Here is a 16,993-nt window from a genome sequence, read left to right as displayed (position 1 = left end):
GTGTCACCTCATTACTCAACTGTAATTGCGCGGGGTTTGGACATCTCGCGCTTACCAACCGAAATCAACAGGCATCCGTTCACGTAACGCGCCTGTACCTTGTCGGGATCGGCATGCTGGGGCAGCTCGACCGCTCGCCGGAAAGAGCCGGCAAAGCGCTCGTGCGTGTAGGCCCGTCGGCCGTCGGCGGGATCGGGCAGTGAACTCGTCCGCTCGCCGGCGATGGTCAGCAGGCCCTTGTCGATGGAAATATCCAGCTTCGATGCATCAATACCGGGCGCAAACGCGACGATTTCAATCGTATCGTCGGTCGTCCCGATGTTGATGGGTGGAAAGGTCCCGACTCGGCTTGAGCGAAGGCTGGAAGGAAATCCGCCGAAAAGGTTAGACATCTGCCGCTGCAGACGGTCCAGTTCGCTGAAGAGTTCGGTGCCAAAGTAAAGGTCACTCATGGTCGCTTTCTCCTCTGGTGGCGGGAAGACGAACCGGTGAACGCGCTCCAGTCCGCTTGCCCCAGCCGCAAAACAAACAAGGTTGAAACACGCAGCGCCCGCGTCGACCCGCGAGCGACTGCCCGAGCGTTTTCAAAATAAGATGCAGGAAAAGATTTTCAAGCCCCTCATTTGAGGAATTTTTCTGGCTTGTTGTCGGGCTTGAAAAACCGATGACCGCCCTTATCATCCGCGCACCAGTGTCACCCGAGGAGAACTCCATGGAATTCGAAACAGAGTGGATAACTCTCGGAAAGCATCGGTTGAGGTTGCGCTCGACGAAAGGCTTTCCGACTGAAGTGATGCATCAGCTTGCCGGCGTCGTGAGACTGGCGGTCGATAACAACATGAGCGCGCGAGCCCGCATAGTCGAAATCGTGCAACGGAAGGAGCAAAGTTATGACATATCCATAGGCACGACACTCGCCGAAGACCGCATTTGTGCGCCGCAACTTGAGGGCGCAATCTCAACAGTGATGGGACTGCTACCCGACCAGGTCAACGTTCTAGTCCAGACAGTTACGCAGGAAGAGGTAGACCTGCATTTCGGCGTCTATGAACGCATGCTGGCCGAAAAACTCGGTGTTGTGCCGCCTATCCAGTGATAAGGTTGCGTGGCCCGTTACCGCTCTCGGCCGCGGGTCCACTTCGGCTTTCCGGTCCGTTTGCAATCACGTGGAGCAGGATTTTGTGACTGCAGTCGATACTGGCCGTAGCAGCAGCCGTGATGCGGTTGCGAGGCCAACCGCGAAGGTCTCGTCCGTCTATGCGCTGCCGCATAGCTTCGCCACGGTTGTGAGAACGACGTTGATAGGCGCCGGCTTTTGCAGGCAGACGTGGTAACAATTCGCTTCACGAGCGGCCGCTGGCGCTGCTGTATGAACAAGCACAGGAATGCGTGAAAGTTCGGGATTCGATTTGATATGACGGCATAGCTCCCGACCGTCAACCAGCGGCATCATCCAGTCGGTGATGATAAGGTGCGGCCGCCAACCGTCCAGAATCCGGAGCGCCTCCGCGCCGTTCGCGGCGCATCGCACTTCGTACCCCTCTCCAATGAGAATCAGATGCCAGGCCGTCAAAATATCCGGCTCGTCATCGACAAGCAGAATCGAGTGCATGAGACGACTGCCTATATGTGTTGAGTAAGCGGATACGTGAGCGTGCAATTCGCGTTCCCGGTGTCTTCGCGCCGGTTACCCGTTCGCTGACGCTCGCTTATTTGGGGCAGCTGACCGGGGGGGCTGTTCAAACGAACTTGGGATGGCTCGGGAGTCGACGAATGAGGACAGAGTGCTCCCATCGCAGAACTTATATTGCGCCTGAAACGCGCGAGCAATTCGTACCTCCAGTACGTCCTTCGTAAGCTCGCGGCAATTTGTGCAGGGCAACTCATGCGGATCCATAGAAAAGGCTGTTGTTTTGTTGGGCGGGTAGATCTTTCCTGGCCACGCTATGGCAACGCGGCGACAGTGCGCCCAATTGGACGTTATTACCGACAGGCTCTGGCAATCTCCAGCGCCGCTCTCGCGTTAAAGTTATTTCGTCGGAGGCCGTTATGCCGTCTATTGGGCGGTTTCTTTGGGGCAACAAGTTGTCGCTATTTTCACCAGAAGCAGCACTTGGAACTCTTTGGATAAATAGCCGGTACGAACGAACTTGGTGTTGTGGCGCCACACGGGATAAGCGTGAACGAAGAATTCGAGGCGGTGCGAATAGGGGAGCTGGCTGGATTGGATACTGCCCGGTTAGATGAAATGCAGTTTGGCGTCATCGGGTTAAGCCCGGATGCACTTGTCACGGTCTATAACGCGACCGAATCGAAGAACGCCGGATTGCGGGCGCAGCGAGTATTAGGGAAACATTTCTTCGAAGAGGTGGCCCCGTGCATGAATAATTTCATGGTGGCGCAGCGCTTCGAAGACGAGGAGGCAATTGACGATATTGTTCCCTACGTTTTGACCTTGCGCATGCGCCCGACCCCGGTGCGGCTCAGGCTGCTGAAAGCGCCGGACTGCGCGACGCGGTTTGTCCTGATTGAGCGAAAGGCGGCCCATTGAACGCGGTGAATCCAGACACGAACGACCTCGAGTCCGAATACGAGGCGTTACTCTCGTTCATGTACCTGTCCCCGGTCGGGATTATCCGCAGCGACCAGGCGGGTCTCGTGGACATGATGAACCCCCTTGCCGCGCAGCTTCTCATGCCTCTGGTAAAAGGCGGCGGTATCGAGAATATTTTCGATAGCCTGGCGTCAGTGGCGCCGGAGCTTCGCAACCTGGCGGCCAGCTTTGAGGGCGAGCGGGGGGCAGTGTGTGAAAACCACCGGGTGTTTGTGACGCCGGCCAAAGAGGGGGCGGTCGTGCTCGCCTGTTCCATCATCAAGGTGGGTGAGAATCTGCTGATGACGGTGCTGACGGACATTTCCCGGCAGGTTGCGGCCGAGAGAAGAGCGCGGCAAACAGAATCGTGGCTGGCCGGAATCTACACGAGCGTCAACGACTTTGCTTTCTTCTCGCTTGATGCGCAAGGGCGTATTGAAAGCTGGAATCCATCGGTTGAACGCCTGACGGGATTTGGCGAGACCGACGTCGTCGGGCACACGCTCTCGTGCTTTTATGCCCGCGACGAGCACGTATCGCACCGCTCACCGGAGCATATCGCGCTAACGCGTGACGAGGGTTGGCATGTGGAGGAGTTCTGGTGTGAAACCAGGGGCGGTCGACGCTACTGGGGGCAGGTTCTCGTCGCGGTGCTGCGCGAAGAGGAAGGGGAGATAGCGGGGTATTCGGTCGTTCTGAGGGACGTGACGGAGCGCAAGGTGAGCAGCGACAACCTTGCGCGCCTGCTTACGACCGACCACCTGACAGGCGTATCGAGCCGGGCCCACTTCTTTGAAGTTGCGGAATCCGAGGTGGCACGCGCCGAACGACATGGGCGGGCATTGTCGGTCGTTATGCTGGACGCGGATTACTTCAAGCGGATCAACGACACGGCCGGGCATCAGGCGGGTGACGAGGTTTTGAAACGGATCGCCGGCGAAGCGAAGGGACTGTTACGCACGTCCGACACGGTCGCGAGACTCGGCGGCGAGGAATTCATTCTGATGCTGCCGTCTACGACGGCCGGCGAGGCGTTGGTGGTCGCTGAGCGACTGCGGGTTGCGGTCGAGCGGGCGCGAATCGAAACGGCGGTCGGGCAATTGAAAGCGACGATCAGTCTGGGCGTCGCGACATTGAGTCCTGCCAATCCGACGCTCCAGGGATTGCTGGCTGCCGCCGACCGCGCGCTCTACGACGCGAAAAGAGCAGGGCGGAACTGCGTACGCGGCGAGGTTTTGGAGCCGGCGGGCGAAGCATGCTCCGCCTGCGAAGAAGCCAACACACCGGGAGACTGACGGCCGCCCCGCAGCAGGACCAACGGCGTCAACCCTAATCAGCAAACAATCAGCGCGATAACACCAGATGGATTCCTTCATGATTCGTAGCCCCGATGGGGTGGCGGGACAGCCGCAACGATGTTCCGGGTGCAGGGACATAACGCCCCTGCCGATAGAGATCGATTTCGCGTTTCAGCCCATCGTCGATGTGAGCGCCCAGGCTGTTTTCGCATGCGAGGCGCTCGTGCGTGGTGCGAGCGGGGAATCCGCGCACTCGGTGCTGTCGCAGATCGACGATGCAAACAAATACCATTTTGACCAGCGCTGCCGGCAGGTTGCGATCGCCAGTGCAGCCGCGTTAGGTCTCGACTCATTTCTCTCCATCAATTTCATGCCCAACGCGGTCTATCGGCCGGAGGTATGCATCAGGAGCACTCTGGAAGCTGCGCAGACGCATGGTTTCCCGATTGAAAAAATCATATTCGAGACTGTTGAGGGCGAACATCTGGCCGACCGCACACATCTGGTCGAGATTTTCAGGGCATACAAGACATTTGGCTTCCTGACGGCAATTGATGATTTCGGAGCCGGTTATTCGGGGCTTGCTCTGCTGGTGGATTTCCAGCCCGACATCATCAAGCTCGACATGGGACTGCTCCGCGGTATCGACACTGACCCGGTGCGTCAGCGCATCGTGCGAGGCGTGATTTCAATTTGCGACGATCTTGGTATCCGTGTCGTGGCGGAAGGCATCGAAACCAGGGGCGAACGAGACTTCTTTGTTGCGCATGGAGTCAGGCTGATGCAGGGCTATTTTTTCGCAAAACCAGGTTTTAAAACGATTCCGGCAATCGATAAGCTAAAGTGCTTTACATAGCCATAAGCATGCTGGTCTGCTCGCAGTCCAGGTTACCTTGCACCTTTGATCTGGCTTGCTGACTGCTTTGTCGATTGGGCCGCCAGCTACCGGGTGGCGATTCGCTCGGCCAGCATCCGGCCGCTGTGCCACGCACCCTCCACTCTGCCGCCGTTGAGCCAATCGCCACACAATGCCAGGCCGCTGGCTTCATCCCAGATGTATCCGGGCGCGGGCTCCTCGCTAGGCTCGGTGTCAGCAAATCGCCAGCGGTGTGCCGTCCATTCGGTGGACTTTTGGCCGCCGTGCAGCGCAAACGCTTCGAGCAGACAATCCGCGACACGTTCCGCGCTGGCGTCGATGTAAAGCTCGCTCCAGTCCGCGTTCGCGTGCAACAGCCATGTTTCGGGGCCGTTGCGCCCCGGCTTGCTGCTGTCGCGCGCCATCCAGCGCAGAGGCCCCTGATTGATGAAAGCGGCATCGAACGGCACTGGCACGCGAGCGGGCAGGCGCACCATGAGTGCCCAACATGGGCGCATCGCGGTCTCGCGTGCGAGCGCCGCCAGTCCGGTCGCGGCTTCACGCAGCAAGTCCGCCGCCTGCGGGGCGGGCATGGCGAGGACAACGACGTCGAAGCGATCCGCAAGCGTGCCCTGTTCGGCTGACACGAGACGCCACTGTCGCCCATCCTGATGCAATGCCGTGACAGTGCAACCCAAGGTCACCGACTGAGCGTCAGCCAGATACTTCGCGGGCGAGTTCATTGACGGCGTACCGACGAAGCGGTCTTGCTTGCTCGCCCATGCGGTTTGTGCGGACCCATCGAGCACCGCGATTCGTGCAGGCCATATCGCGGCGACGCCCGCGTTCTGCCAACGCGCCACTTCCGCCTGGAAGAGCGGATCGCGAGCGGTGAAGTACTGCGCCCCATGGTCGCACTGCCAGTCGCCTTGGCGACGGGTGCTCATCCGCCCGGCAGGCCCGCGGCTTTTGTCGAACACGTTGACCTCGAACCCGCAGCGGCGCAGCACCGTCGCGCATGACAATCCGGCGATCCCCGCACCGACGACGGCTATTCGTGGGCCTTTCCGTTTTATAGGCATGACTTCTCTCTCCAGGGTTCGCGGACTCGCAGGGACCCGCCACCAAAGCCAATTTCGCATTGAGATGCGTCACAGTGACTCCGATTATGGAGTCTTGATGTCCAAGTATGACACATTGACGATCTTTTTTAACTTTAAAGAGGTGATGCGACTCGCAATAATGATTCACATTGACTCGAAACAGGAATATTATCCCGAGTCATGCAACGCTAAAGGAATGACCATGCCGTCGCCCTCCGTCGAAGACACGTCGCCCGCTCGCAATTACAGGAGCGGGGAGGCCGCCCGGCTCGCGCGGATGCCGGTCACGAGGCTCAGGCTTTGGGAGCGGCGCTACGAAGTGGTGGGCCCGGCCAAAAGTGAGGCCGGACAGCGCATGTATTCCGAGGACGACGTGCGCCGGCTGGTTCTGATCAACGCGCTGGTGCAGCGCGGCCACGCGATTGGAGCGATTGCGCGGCTCGAGCGCGAGGAACTCGAGTTTCTTGCCGCAGGGGAGGCGTCCAGCGGCAGATCGCGCCCCACCAATGGCAGTCATGAGGTCAGGTTCCGGCTCACGCTAGTGGGGGAGAACCTGGCCCGGCGCCTGGTTGAAACGGGTATCGATCTGCGGCGCTACGGCGTCGGCAAGCTCGCGGAGTATGCGGATCTCGCGGCGGCGCGCGAAGGCGCGTCATCTGAAGGGGAAGAGGCGAACCTTCTGCTGCTGCGTGTTCCTTCGCTGCATGAGGACGCCGCTTCGGAAGTTCTCGCGCTCAGCGACGCCTGCGGCGCGGCGGCGGTTGCGGTGGTGTACGGCTTCGGTACGGGGCGCGCGGCAGAAGCGTTGCGCCTCGCGGGTGTGCGGCTGTATCGGGAGCCCGACAGCAGGACCGAGCTTCGCCAGATGCTCGGCGATCTGTGCCACAGCGCTCGGGTGGCGCATGAGGCCGGCGAAGCCCCCTCCTGGTCGCGCTCGCCACGTCGGTACGACGACGCCGAGCTCGAAGCCATCGCTGCCCGCTCGTCGACGATTGCGTGCGAATGTCCGCGGCACCTCGCTGAACTGGTGATGCAACTGTCCACGTTCGAATCCTATAGCGACGAATGCACGTCGCGCTCGGCGCACGACGTTGCGTTACACCGGCATCTCGGCGACGTCGCCAATCGCGCGCGCGTGCTGATCGAGTCGGCGCTCGAGCGTGTGGTGCGCGAAGAAGGCTGGTCGCCTCAACCGCATCAGACGGATTGAGACGGGTCTTCGCGAGTCGGGGGCATACGGCGCAAGGTTTGCAGCGCACGTTACGCGTACGGATTGACACATTGACGTTGGGAGAAAAGTCTCATGGAATCAGTCGCGCAGGACATACGCCACGGCCTGGAGCTGGGCGAGGGCGTGCCGCTTTCGCAGCGGATCAGATGTCGGCTTCTCAGTGCGGGAGCCCGATTCCACGCGAACGACAACATCGCCGACTACCTTCGCGAGGGAGAACTGGAGCTGCTGCAAAAGGAAGTCGCGGACAAGCTACAGGGCGTTTTGCGCTCGCTCGTCATCGATGTCGACAACGATCACAACACGCAAGAAACCGCGCAACGCGTGGCAAAAATGTTCGTTCGCGAAGTCTTTGCGGGACGGTACGACACCGCGCCGGCTGTCACCGAATTTCCGAATGTCGAACGGCTCAATGAATTGATGATCGTGGGCCCGCTGCGTGTGCGCAGCGCCTGCTCCCATCACCTGTGTCCGATCATGGGCCGGGTCTGGATTGGAGTGATGCCCAACGAGAGTTCAAACCTCATTGGCCTGTCCAAGTACGGCCGCCTGATCAACTGGATCATGACCCGGCCGCAGATCCAGGAAGAGGCCGTCAAGCAGATCGCGGATCTGCTCGAAGAACGCATCCAGCCCGACGGGCTTGCGGTGGTGCTGGAGGCCGACCACTTCTGCATGCATTGGCGCGGCACGAAAGACGACGACGCAAAAATGGTCAACAGCGTCATGCGCGGTTCATTTCTTCGGGATCCCGCATTGCGTCGCGAGTTTCTGGATCTTCTACCGGGTCGGAATTGACTGGCGGGGCAGAAAGTGAGCCTTGGTGGTCGGTATTGAATGGCTGAACGTAGCGGGTACTTGTCGGGAGTGAGGCAATGGCGGCGATCTGGATTACTGGCGCGAGCGGTGCAGTCGGATCTGCACTGGCCCGGAGACTGTCAGCGCGCGGTCTAAGCGTTGTTCTTACATCTCGCGATGGAGCGAGGCTCACCGAACTCGCCGACGAACTTGGAGAGCGCGCACTCGCTGCACCCGCCGACGCAACCGATGCCGCGCAGGTGCAATGTGCAATTCAGGCAGGTATTGAGCGCTTTGGAGAAGTGACAGGTGTCGCCCATTGCGTTGGATCGATTCTGATCAGACCGCTGCACCTGACCAGCGAAGCGGATATGCGCGCGACGCTTGCCGATAACTACGTCAGTGCGTGGCATGTGCTTCGGGCTTTCGTTACCGCTGCGCTCGCCCATCGCAAGCCCTCGAGCGCCGTACTGGTAGGCACGGTTGCGGCGCAGTCTGGATTTCCGAATCACGAGGCCATTGCCGGTGCAAAGGCCGCGGTGGCGGCGCTCGCCGTCACGGCAGCCGCGACCTACGCTGAGCGGGGGATTCGGGTGAATTGCGTTCATCCAGGATTAACTGTCTCGAACATGTCGTCGAAGCTCACCGGCTCACCTGAGTCGATCGCCCGGATGTCAAAGCTCAATCCGATGAGGCGTCTGGGTCAAGGCGAGGACGCGGCGGCGTTGATCGACTTTCTGCTAGGCGATGATGCTGGCTGGATCACTGGCCAGCAGATCGGGGTGGACGGCGGCCATGGCATCCTTCATTCGATGGCGGGCGCGTGATGCCATATCGTTACGTGTCAGTCAGCGTGGAGTTTCCCCGAATCGCTTCGGGCTCCAGTTGCCTGCGCGTGGAATCGGCAGGCCTCCGATGGGGCGCCCACGGCCCAACGGAACAGATCATCGCGCTGTGCCCGCACTTTTCATAGAGATGCCGCCAGAGTGCGGATTCGCGTCGCTCGTGTCCTCGGGCAGCAAGTTACCGTCATCAAGACTTTCGTCGGCATGCGCGGTGGCCGGGTAGCGCTCCGGATAGAAATGACGCTCGGCGACCTGCGCGTCGAACGTATGCGACCACTTTGCAATCACGACCGTGGCAACGCTGTTACCGATCGTGTTGCAGGCGGCGATCGCCATTGACATGAAGCGGTAGACCCCGAAAATCACCGCAACCCCTTCAACAGGCAGGATGCCGGTCGACGCCACCGTCGCAGCAAACACCACAAACGATCCGCCTGACACCGTGGCCGCACCCTTGGAGGTCAACAGCATCAACAGGAGCAGGCCGACCTGATGCTGCAGCGTAATTGGCACGCCATACGCATGAGCGATGAAGAGCACGCCCATCGACATGAAAAGCGATGTGCCGTCGAGATTGAACGCATAGCCGGTAGGCAACACGAGACCGACTGTCTGCTTCGCGCAACCGAGCCGTTCGAGCTTGATTAAAAGGCGCGGCAGCGCGCTCTCGGACGACGCGGTACCCAGCACGATAAAAATTTCGTCCTTGATATAGCGGAGGAAGCGCCACAGACTAAAGCCTGCCAGTTTCGCGATGATTCCCATGACCACGACGATGAACAGGATCACAACCGCGTAGAAACTGAGAACGAGTTGGGCAAGTGCAATGAGCACGGCGGTGCCGTTGCTGCCCACCGCGTAAGCGACGGCGCCGAAGGTGCCGAGCGGCGCCAGCTTCATCACGAGGTTGATGAACGAGAACAGGACTTCGGAAACAAGATCGAGTCCCTCGTTGATCCGGACGCGGCGGCGTTCAGGGATCGCGAGTATCCCGATACCGACCATCACAGCCAGCACCACCACCTGCAGCAGTTCTCCTTTCACGAAGGCGCCGATGAAGTTATCCGGCACGAGGTGCATGACAAACGCGATGAAGCCTTGTGATTCCATTTTTGCAACCGCCGGCGGCGCTGCTCCGACGGCGATGGCCGTCATGCCCTTTCCGGTTTGCAGCAGGTTGCCAGCCAGCAGGCCGACCATCAAGGCAATGGTCGATACCACTTCAAAATAGACAATCGAGCGCCATCCTACGCGGCCCGCGCTCTTGACGTCACCGGCCGACGCGATGCCATGCACGATGGTGAGAAACACAAGCGGCGCGACACCGGCCTTGATAAGCGACAGGAAGATGTCGCCCAGTACCTTCAGCTGCCCACCCACCTTCGGGAAAATCAGACCGACGGCAATCCCGAGGATCAGCCCGGTCAGAACCTGCATTCCCAGCCTGCGGTACCACGGCAGCCTTCTGGGCGGCGGAACGTCCGGCGATGCGTTTGATGCGTTATGGTTGTTCATGATGTGCGCTCCTCCACGTCTTTCAATCAAATGCCGCTGGACAATTCGACGGCGCGATCGACCATTTGTGGCGCGAGGCCGAGATAGTTGGCTGGATCGGTCATTCGATCGATAGCCGCGCGGTCGAAGTGCCTGGTAACTTCAGGCAGCGCCGCGAGCGCTTCGGCGAGCGTGCCGCCTTTCTCGTTCACGGTACGGCACGCGTCGTAGACGATATCGTGAGCCTGCTGGCGGCCGGTGAACGGCGCCATTCCCATCATGACTGCCTCCGCGACGATCAACCCCCGGGTGATACCCAGGTTGTGCTTCATGCGTTCGGTGTCGACGATCAATCCCCCTAGCGCAAACTTGGCCTGATGCAGCGCGCCAGCCGAAAGGATGAAGCTTTCGGGAATGGCGATCCATTCCGCGTGCCATGGGCCCGTGGCGCGCTCGAAGTCCTGGATCATCGCGTCGACCATTAGACCCGCTTGCTGCCGCACTGCTTTCGCTGCGGCAAGCATCAGTTCGCTGGAAATCGGATTGCGTTTTTGCGGCATGGTGCTGCTTGCACCACGCCCCTTGACGAAAGGCTCGTACACTTCGGCGAACTCCGTCGACGCCATGATCATGATGTCGAGCGCGATTTTGCCGAGCGAACCCGTCACGAGCGTCAGCAGGTTGACGGCTTCGGCGAGACCATCGCGTGCTACGTGCCACGTGGTTGCGGGTACGCCGAGCTTCAGTTCATCGGCGAGCGCCTTCTGAACCTCGAAACCCTTGTCGCCGAGCGAGGCCAGCGTTCCCGCAGCCCCTGCGAATCCGACGACGGCCACCCTCGGCCGCAACTCTGCGAGGCGTTGTTGATGCCGGTCGAACATCGCGAGCCAGATGGCGACCTTGTAGCCAAACGTGATGGGCAGCGCCTGCTGCAAGTGTGTGCGGCCCGCCATCGGCGTATCGCGGTGTTTCTTTGCAAGACCGACCAGAATCGTGCGCAGATCGCGTATGTCGCTGTCGATTAGATCGAGCGCATCGCGCACCTGCAGCGAGACCGCCGTATCCATGATGTCTTGTGTCGTCGCGCCCCAATGGACGTAACGGCCCGCTTCGCCGCACATGCCGACGAGTTGGTGAACGAGCGGCAGAATCGGATAACCCACAATGTCTGTCTCCTCGCGCATGTGATCGAAATCGATCCGCTCGATCGTCGATTCACGGGCGATCACTTCAGCCGCATCGGCCGGAATCACGCCAACGCGCGCTTCAGCCCTGGCCAGCGCCACTTCCACGTCGATATAGCGCTGCACGAGCGCGTAATCGGAGAACAGCGCACGCATCTTCGGTGTGCCGAAGGCGTCGCGAAACAGGATTGAATCGACCACAGTGCTGGCCATAGGGACAGTGCGACTCGTCATGAAGACCTCTCGGAAGTGCAGGAAACCGGTTTAAAAAGGGCCGGGACGATTCGCGGAAAACCATCGATATGTCCGGACATAAATAAATTAATATGTTCGGACATGTTGAACAAGCTATGATTTACCCTAGCCCCTGATAAATTGGCTCCATCGCCACCCAAAAATGAATCGACCGCACTTCGCCGACATCGCTCGCGACTTGACTGAGAGCATTGCGTCCGGCCGCTATCCGGTCGGCTCGTATCTGCCCACCGAACTTGAACTGCGCGACCACTATCAGACGAGCCGGCATACGGTTCGCGCAGCGCTGCATGAATTGCAGCAGTTGGGGCTCGTGTCGCGACGCAAGAACGCGGGAACGCGCGTTGAATCGACGCAGCCGAAGAACGAGTTTCGGCCTTCGCTCGCATCGGTGGACGATCTCGTTCAGTTCGGCTCCGAGCACTTGCGTCTGGTGCAATCGACGGAGGAGATCTTCGCTAGCGGTAAGCTCGCCAAAACGCTGAAGTGTGCTGACGGTGCGCGATGGCTGCGCGTTTCGAGCCTGCGCATCGACGGCGACAGGGAGAGTGCGCCGGTCGGTTGGACCGACGTATATATCGATCCGGCTTACACGGAAGTCGCAGATGCTGCGCGATCTCAACCGGATGCGCTTATCAGCTCGTTAATCGAAGCGCGTTATGGTCGCTGCATCGCGGAGATCCAGCAGGACGTGCACGCCGCGTTGATTTCGCAGGAGATGGCGGAAAGGCTGAAAGTCGATAAGGGCACTGCGGCGCTTGAGATTGTGCGGCGCTACCTCGACTCCGCGGGGGAAACCTTTGAAGTGTCGATAAGCGTCCATCCGGCTGAACGCTTCTCGGTTTCGATGCGACTGAAGCGCTCCGACGCTTAGCCGTTGCAGGGGTTGCAAGCAGACCAATCGACTGCAGTTTGCGGGCAATTGGCTGTTCCGTTTCAACCCCGATCGACCGCAATGCTTAAGGCAATTGCCGCTCCAGCCGGTGACCGCTTTGAATGCCATTGCCGACCGTGGAGGCATCTTCATGGAGGGCAGTTCAGGGTCGCGTGCTGTCGATCGCGACCGTTCTGCATTCCGAAGTTCATGCCGTTTGCATGAGGCAGAGGTCGGCCAACAAGCGACATGGGTGGTGCGCTTGCGTCAGACATCCGGAAGGCAGCGTGAACCGCGAACGGAGATTCGCCTCCGGCACGTCCGCCTCGCTCGCCGATGCTCGCAAGCGAGAGTGCCCCGACTATCAAGGTTGGAACACCGACGGTTCGAACGCGGCGAGTTGCACCAATTCATCAACAGCGACTTTGACTTTCGGCTGAAGGTGTCGTGTCTTCTGCCAGATCGCATGAATCGGTGTTGTCGTCGACAGGCTCGGCAGCACTTCTCGCAGCGCGCCCGTGCGCAAAGCATCTCGCGCCAGCCATCCGGGAAGCTGGGCAAGGCCGCAGCCCGTCACGCACGCGTTCAGCAAGGTGTCGCCGTCCGTCAACTCGTGACGCGCTCGCACATCGAAGTAAGCGGCTCCGCTGTCGTTCGCCGCATCTGCCAATAGCCAGCCGGACCGTACGTTGCTACGCCATCCGATCAAGCAATCGTGTGTGAGCAGATCGTCGCGCTGCACCGGTTCGCCGGTTCGTGCCAGGTAATCGGGCGCGCCGCAAATAACGAGCCTCTGCTCGCCCAGCTTACGCGCGACGAGATCCGGAAATGCATCGAGTGTGCCGATGCGCACCGCCAGATCGACTCCCTCGCTGACGAGATCCACCGCCCGATCCTGCAACGTGACGGCGAGATCCAGCCGCGGAAATCGCCGGGTCAGATTCAACAGTGCAGGCACGATATGCCGGCGGCCAAAAGTCGTCGGAAGATCGACGCGCAGGCGGCCAATAGGTTGTTCGTGGCCCGTCGACAGAAAGGCTTCTGTCTGGTCCAGATCTTCAAGGATGCGTCGGCACGTGAGCAGGAAAGTCTCGCCTGCGGTCGTCAGGTCAATGCGGCGCGTCGTCCGGTGCAGCAGTTGCACACCGAGCCGCACCTCCAGCCGCGAGATGTTCTTGCCGACCGCGGAACCGGTAAGGCCCAGCAACTCACCGGCGGCGGTAAAGCTGCCGTGATCGACGGCGGCAACAAACTCGCGAATGCCAGCAAAACGATCGTCCATACTTAATTCTGGAATCACTGGATGGAATGTATGGAATTTTACCCTCTAACTCAACCGGATCGCCGAAATTACACTGTTTAGCACGATGGCATCCGCCGTTGCAGCGAACATGAGGTGTGAAATGAAAGCATGGCTTCTCCACGATTTTGGTCTCCCTAACCTACGCGCTGGCGAGGTGGAGACGCCCACGCCACAGCCGGGCGAGCTTCTTGTGAAGGTCGGCGCGGTATCGCTGAACTTCCGTGACAAGGCTATCGTTGATGGTATTTATGAGCCCGCGAGCGTACCCAAACCGCTAATTCCCGTGTCGGACGCAGCCGGCACGGTGGTCGCCATCGGTGACGGTGTAACCCGCTTCAAAGTCGGTGACCGCGTGAACTCGACGCTGTACTCGCACTGGATCGATGGTGCGCCCGGTCCCGACGAACCGGCATATTGCCTGGGTATGCCGTTGCCGGGAGGACTCGCCGAATTCATGATCATCCACGAAGACAGCGCGGTGCCAGCGCCCGCGTCGATGAGCGACGAGGAAGCATCGACCCTGCCGATCGCTGCATTGACCGCCTGGTACGCGCTGACCGACGTCGGCCACCTGGAATCAGGGCAAACGGTACTCGTGCAAGGAACGGGAGGTGTTTCGATCTTCGCGGCGCAGATCGCCATTGCCCATGGCGCACGTGTGATCGTCACGTCGAGCAAGGACGAGAACCTGGCGAAAGTGAAGGCGCTGCTCAATAGCGACAAGGTTGAAGGGATCAACTACAGGACGCATCCGAACTGGTCGGCGAAGGTGCTCGAACTAACCGGCGGTTTGGGGGCGGACGTGACGATCGACGTCGCGGGTGGGAACGGGATCAACCAGTCTGTTGCGGCCACCAAGGTGCAAGGCGTGATAGCGCAGGTTGGTTTCCTGACGGGACAGACGAGCGCTCTCGATCTGATGCCGCTGATCTTCCGGCAAACGACGATTCGCGGGATCGCGGTCGCGCCGCGCACGTCCTTTGAGCGCATGAACGTGTTCCTCAATGCACACAAGATCAAGCCCGTCATCGATCGCGTTTATCGCTTTGACGAGACCGTGCAGGCATTTGAACATCTTGCTCGCGGCCCCTTCGGCAAAGTCGTGATCAGCATCGGCGACGATTGATAAGCGTGGGGTCCGGGCGGCTGAGCTGTCAACGACTCTTCCATGTTCGAGCCCCTCGGATTCAGCGCGCCGTGGTCGCTGAGTCCACGGAAGGACCACCTCCGGACTTAGCGACCATTGCTGCCTAAGATCGCGCTGCCGCCAGCGCGCGGCGCTGGCGCTTTACCAAAGTCTGTTTGTGAACTCAAAGCTGCCGTCGCCCTGCGACGCGTCGAGCGTCCTTTCCGGTCGAACCAGGTCAATGACCGCGGCCACCCGCGGGTTTGCCAGCCGGCTTGCGTGAACCCGCGGCTGGCTTGCCGGCGGGTTTGCTGCGTGGCTTTTGCACGCTGAATGGGCTGCTGCCGGACAAGCTTGTGCCGCTTGTGCCGCTTGTGCCTTTTCCCGCGGCCGCAGCGCGTTGCGCCGCGGGCTTGCGTTTGTTTTCGCCACCTTACGTGCGCGGTTTCTTGCTGAGCACCTGTATGGCGCCCGCCACGGGATGCGGGACTTTGGGCTTCTTAGGCTTCTTGGGTTTCTTGATGATCTGGCCCGTCGCGCTGGTTTCCGGCACGCGGTGTTCGGCTTCAAAACCCGGCTCTTCTTCACGGGGCAGTGTTTGCCGGATCAGTGCTTCAATCGCGGCCAGTTGCGGCGCTTCATCGGCACACACGAGAGACACCGCCACGCCGCTGGCGCCGGCGCGTCCGGTACGGCCAATACGGTGTACGTAGTCTTGCGCCACGATCGGCAGGTCAACGTTGATCACCAGCGGCAGGTCGTCGATATCCAGCCCGCGCGCAGCCACATCGGTGGCTACCAGCATATGTACTTCGCGCGTCTTGAAGCGCTCCAGCGCACGCAGACGCGCGGGTTGCGGTTTGTCGCCGTGGATGGTGTCGACCGCATAGCCCGCTTCATCCAGCATGGCCGCCAGGTAATCCACGCCATTGCGGGTTTTGACGAACACCAGCGCGTGTTGCCAGTTGTTCTCGGCCACGAGATGCATGAAGAGGTCTGGCTTGTTCCTCTTATCCACCGGCACTACCCATTGCTTGATCTTGCTGGCCGTCGCATTGGGCGGGCTGACGCTGATATTGACCGGGCCGCGCAGAATGCCCGCCGCCATGGCGCGGATATCATCGGTAAACGTGGCGGAGAACAGCAGGGTCTGGCGCTGAGCGGGCAACGCGGCAAAGACGGCGTTGAGTTCGCGCGCAAAGCCCAGATCCAGCATGCGGTCGGCTTCATCCAGCACCAGCGTTTGTACTTGATCAAACTGCACCGCATTTTGGCGATTGAGATCCAGCAAACGGCCCGGCGTGGCAACGAGCACATCCACGCCTTTGCGCAACTTCATCATCTGCGGGTTGATACTCACACCGCCGTAGGCGGCCAGAAATCGTAAGTCGAGGCCCTTGCCGTAATCGACAAAGCTTTGCAGCACCTGTTCGGCCAGTTCACGCGTGGGCACCAGCACAAGAACACGCGCGCGGTTGCTGGACACCGCCGGGCCGTGTTGCACTAGCCGTTGCAGCAGCGGCAGCGCAAAACCCGCCGTTTTGCCAGTGCCGGTTTGTGCCGCTGCCATGACGTCCTTGCCACTGAGCACAGCAGGAATCGCCTTGGCCTGAATTGGCGTAGGCGTCTGATAATTGAGGTCCTGCAGATTACGCAGCAAGGGATCGATCAGGCCAAGCGAGGCAAAAGACATTGGCGTATTCCGGGCTAAAGCCGCGATTTTAGCTGTTGCCGCCTGATTTCGGCGCAGATCATGGTCAAGCACATCGACGTTGATCGCCACTGAAAAACGTAGCTTGCCGGGCACCGCGTCCGCACGCTGTATTCGGTTAGCAATGACGTAATCGTGCACCGAAATCGGCGTTTGGCCCGTTATCTGCTCGACCAGATCTTTAGTGCCAGCGAACTCGCCTGCCTGATAGCCGCAATACCCCGCCGTAATGTGCTGGATGAAATACCGCGGCAATCCAAATTGGTTATGCGCTCGCCAGTATGGTGAATCGTACTGGCGCTTCAATCTCCGAAGCGGGCTG

The 16,993-nt window shown here is 60.1% G+C and carries 15 protein-coding genes and 1 pseudogene; 9 read left to right on the top strand and 7 right to left on the bottom strand.

Features of this window, described 5'->3' with window-relative positions; genetic code table 11:
- Window positions 1-11: 11 nt before the first annotated feature.
- Window positions 12-452 carry an Hsp20/alpha crystallin family protein gene (locus P0D71_RS32370; protein ID WP_408185499.1) on the bottom strand — a complete coding sequence of 147 codons (441 nt, stop codon included), beginning with the start codon at window positions 450-452 and terminating at the stop codon, window positions 12-14.
- A 260-nt stretch (window positions 453-712) separates the two neighbouring features.
- Between P0D71_RS32370 and P0D71_RS32365 the strand changes: the two genes are divergently transcribed.
- Entirely contained in the window at window positions 713-1,096 is a 384-nt protein-coding gene (locus P0D71_RS32365) for a hypothetical protein (RefSeq protein WP_408300187.1), read from the top strand.
- A 159-nt stretch (window positions 1,097-1,255) separates the two neighbouring features.
- Here P0D71_RS32365 and P0D71_RS32360 read toward each other — a convergent pair whose 3' ends face one another.
- On the bottom strand, window positions 1,256-1,612 hold the full coding sequence (locus P0D71_RS32360) for a response regulator (protein WP_091806886.1): 357 nt from the start codon (window positions 1,610-1,612) through the stop codon (window positions 1,256-1,258).
- 567 nt (window positions 1,613-2,179) lie between these two features.
- Here P0D71_RS32360 and P0D71_RS32355 point away from each other — a divergent pair.
- The 3 genes from P0D71_RS32355 to P0D71_RS32345 all read left to right on the top strand — a co-directional run bounded on the left by P0D71_RS32355 (window position 2,180) and on the right by P0D71_RS32345 (window position 4,747).
- Window positions 2,180-2,551: a phosphonate transporter gene (locus P0D71_RS32355; RefSeq protein WP_408185500.1), complete on the top strand. Its 372-nt coding sequence runs from the start codon at window positions 2,180-2,182 to the stop codon at window positions 2,549-2,551.
- Between the two features lie 5 nt (window positions 2,552-2,556).
- Complete coding sequence (locus P0D71_RS32350; RefSeq protein ID WP_286162228.1) at window positions 2,557-3,888, top strand: sensor domain-containing diguanylate cyclase; 1,332 nt, start codon at window positions 2,557-2,559, stop codon at window positions 3,886-3,888.
- Between the two features lie 79 nt (window positions 3,889-3,967).
- The gene (locus P0D71_RS32345; RefSeq protein ID WP_286162171.1) at window positions 3,968-4,747 is read left to right on the top strand and encodes an EAL domain-containing protein; all 780 of its coding nucleotides are present in this window, start codon (window positions 3,968-3,970) and stop codon (window positions 4,745-4,747) included.
- Window positions 4,748-4,833: 86 nt separating this feature from the next.
- On the opposite strand, the gene P0D71_RS32340 is transcribed toward P0D71_RS32345, so the two are convergent.
- A complete protein-coding gene (locus P0D71_RS32340) occupies window positions 4,834-5,829 on the bottom strand; it encodes an NAD(P)/FAD-dependent oxidoreductase (RefSeq protein WP_408483561.1) in 996 nt (331 codons plus the stop codon).
- Window positions 5,830-6,052: 223 nt separating this feature from the next.
- Between P0D71_RS32340 and P0D71_RS32335 the strand changes: the two genes are divergently transcribed.
- The 3 genes from P0D71_RS32335 to P0D71_RS32325 all read left to right on the top strand — a co-directional run bounded on the left by P0D71_RS32335 (window position 6,053) and on the right by P0D71_RS32325 (window position 8,706).
- A complete protein-coding gene (locus tag P0D71_RS32335) occupies window positions 6,053-7,060 on the top strand; it encodes a MerR family transcriptional regulator (RefSeq protein ID WP_408483560.1) in 1,008 nt (335 codons plus the stop codon).
- A gap of 93 nt (window positions 7,061-7,153) precedes the next feature.
- Window positions 7,154-7,879, top strand: a complete 726-nt coding sequence (gene folE, locus P0D71_RS32330) for a GTP cyclohydrolase I (protein ID WP_091806891.1) — start codon at window positions 7,154-7,156, stop codon at window positions 7,877-7,879.
- Between the two features lie 77 nt (window positions 7,880-7,956).
- Window positions 7,957-8,706, top strand: coding sequence for an SDR family NAD(P)-dependent oxidoreductase (locus tag P0D71_RS32325; protein WP_408483559.1), 750 nt, complete (start codon window positions 7,957-7,959; stop codon window positions 8,704-8,706).
- 117 nt (window positions 8,707-8,823) lie between these two features.
- Here the strand turns inward: P0D71_RS32325 and P0D71_RS32320 are convergent, their stop codons facing one another.
- Window positions 8,824-10,239 (bottom strand): cation:dicarboxylate symporter family transporter, encoded by a 1,416-nt coding sequence (locus tag P0D71_RS32320; protein WP_408483558.1) that lies wholly within the window; start codon window positions 10,237-10,239, stop codon window positions 8,824-8,826.
- A gap of 26 nt (window positions 10,240-10,265) precedes the next feature.
- Window positions 10,266-11,636, bottom strand: coding sequence for a 3-carboxy-cis,cis-muconate cycloisomerase (gene pcaB / locus P0D71_RS32315; protein ID WP_091806894.1), 1,371 nt, complete (start codon window positions 11,634-11,636; stop codon window positions 10,266-10,268).
- 163 nt (window positions 11,637-11,799) lie between these two features.
- On the opposite strand from pcaB, the gene P0D71_RS32310 reads away from it, so the two are divergent.
- Complete coding sequence (locus tag P0D71_RS32310; protein ID WP_091806895.1) at window positions 11,800-12,531, top strand: GntR family transcriptional regulator; 732 nt, start codon at window positions 11,800-11,802, stop codon at window positions 12,529-12,531.
- Between the two features lie 364 nt (window positions 12,532-12,895).
- Here P0D71_RS32310 and P0D71_RS32305 read toward each other — a convergent pair whose 3' ends face one another.
- Entirely contained in the window at window positions 12,896-13,813 is a 918-nt protein-coding gene (locus P0D71_RS32305; RefSeq protein WP_408483557.1) for a LysR family transcriptional regulator, read from the bottom strand.
- A gap of 121 nt (window positions 13,814-13,934) precedes the next feature.
- Here P0D71_RS32305 and P0D71_RS32300 point away from each other — a divergent pair, with 121 nt between their 5' ends.
- The gene (locus P0D71_RS32300; RefSeq protein ID WP_408483556.1) at window positions 13,935-14,960 is read left to right on the top strand and encodes a zinc-dependent alcohol dehydrogenase family protein; all 1,026 of its coding nucleotides are present in this window, start codon (window positions 13,935-13,937) and stop codon (window positions 14,958-14,960) included.
- Window positions 14,961-15,198: 238 nt separating this feature from the next.
- Here P0D71_RS32300 and P0D71_RS32295 read toward each other — a convergent pair.
- A pseudogene (locus P0D71_RS32295) lies at window positions 15,199-16,653 on the bottom strand (DEAD/DEAH box helicase).
- Window positions 16,654-16,993 lie beyond the last annotated feature (340 nt).

Source organism: Paraburkholderia sp. RL17-383-BIF-A (assembly GCF_046028015.1).
Taxonomy (GTDB): Bacteria; Pseudomonadota; Gammaproteobacteria; order Burkholderiales; family Burkholderiaceae; genus Paraburkholderia.
The sequence above is the reverse complement of the archived record's forward strand: the minus strand, read 5'-3'. Positions and strand labels throughout refer to the sequence as shown.

Bases quoted from the DNA above. Each gene is read 5' to 3' on its own strand.
- P0D71_RS32370 (WP_408185499.1), bottom strand. From the start codon at position 452: ATGAGTGACCTTTACTTTGGCACCGAACTCTTCAGCGAACTGGACCGT.
- P0D71_RS32365 (WP_408300187.1), top strand. From the start codon at position 713: ATGGAATTCGAAACAGAGTGGATAACTCTCGGAAAGCATCGGTTGAGG.
- P0D71_RS32360 (WP_091806886.1), bottom strand. From the start codon at position 1,612: ATGCACTCGATTCTGCTTGTCGATGACGAGCCGGATATTTTGACGGCC.
- P0D71_RS32345 (WP_286162171.1), top strand. From the start codon at position 3,968: ATGATTCGTAGCCCCGATGGGGTGGCGGGACAGCCGCAACGATGTTCC.
- P0D71_RS32340 (WP_408483561.1), bottom strand. From the start codon at position 5,829: ATGCCTATAAAACGGAAAGGCCCACGAATAGCCGTCGTCGGTGCGGGG.
- P0D71_RS32335 (WP_408483560.1), top strand. From the start codon at position 6,053: ATGCCGTCGCCCTCCGTCGAAGACACGTCGCCCGCTCGCAATTACAGG.
- folE (WP_091806891.1), top strand. From the start codon at position 7,154: ATGGAATCAGTCGCGCAGGACATACGCCACGGCCTGGAGCTGGGCGAG.
- P0D71_RS32325 (WP_408483559.1), top strand. From the start codon at position 7,957: ATGGCGGCGATCTGGATTACTGGCGCGAGCGGTGCAGTCGGATCTGCA.
- P0D71_RS32320 (WP_408483558.1), bottom strand. From the start codon at position 10,239: ATGAACAACCATAACGCATCAAACGCATCGCCGGACGTTCCGCCGCCC.
- pcaB (WP_091806894.1), bottom strand. From the start codon at position 11,636: ATGACGAGTCGCACTGTCCCTATGGCCAGCACTGTGGTCGATTCAATC.
- P0D71_RS32310 (WP_091806895.1), top strand. From the start codon at position 11,800: ATGAATCGACCGCACTTCGCCGACATCGCTCGCGACTTGACTGAGAGC.
- P0D71_RS32305 (WP_408483557.1), bottom strand. From the start codon at position 13,813: ATGGACGATCGTTTTGCTGGCATTCGCGAGTTTGTTGCCGCCGTCGAT.
- P0D71_RS32300 (WP_408483556.1), top strand. From the start codon at position 13,935: ATGAAAGCATGGCTTCTCCACGATTTTGGTCTCCCTAACCTACGCGCT.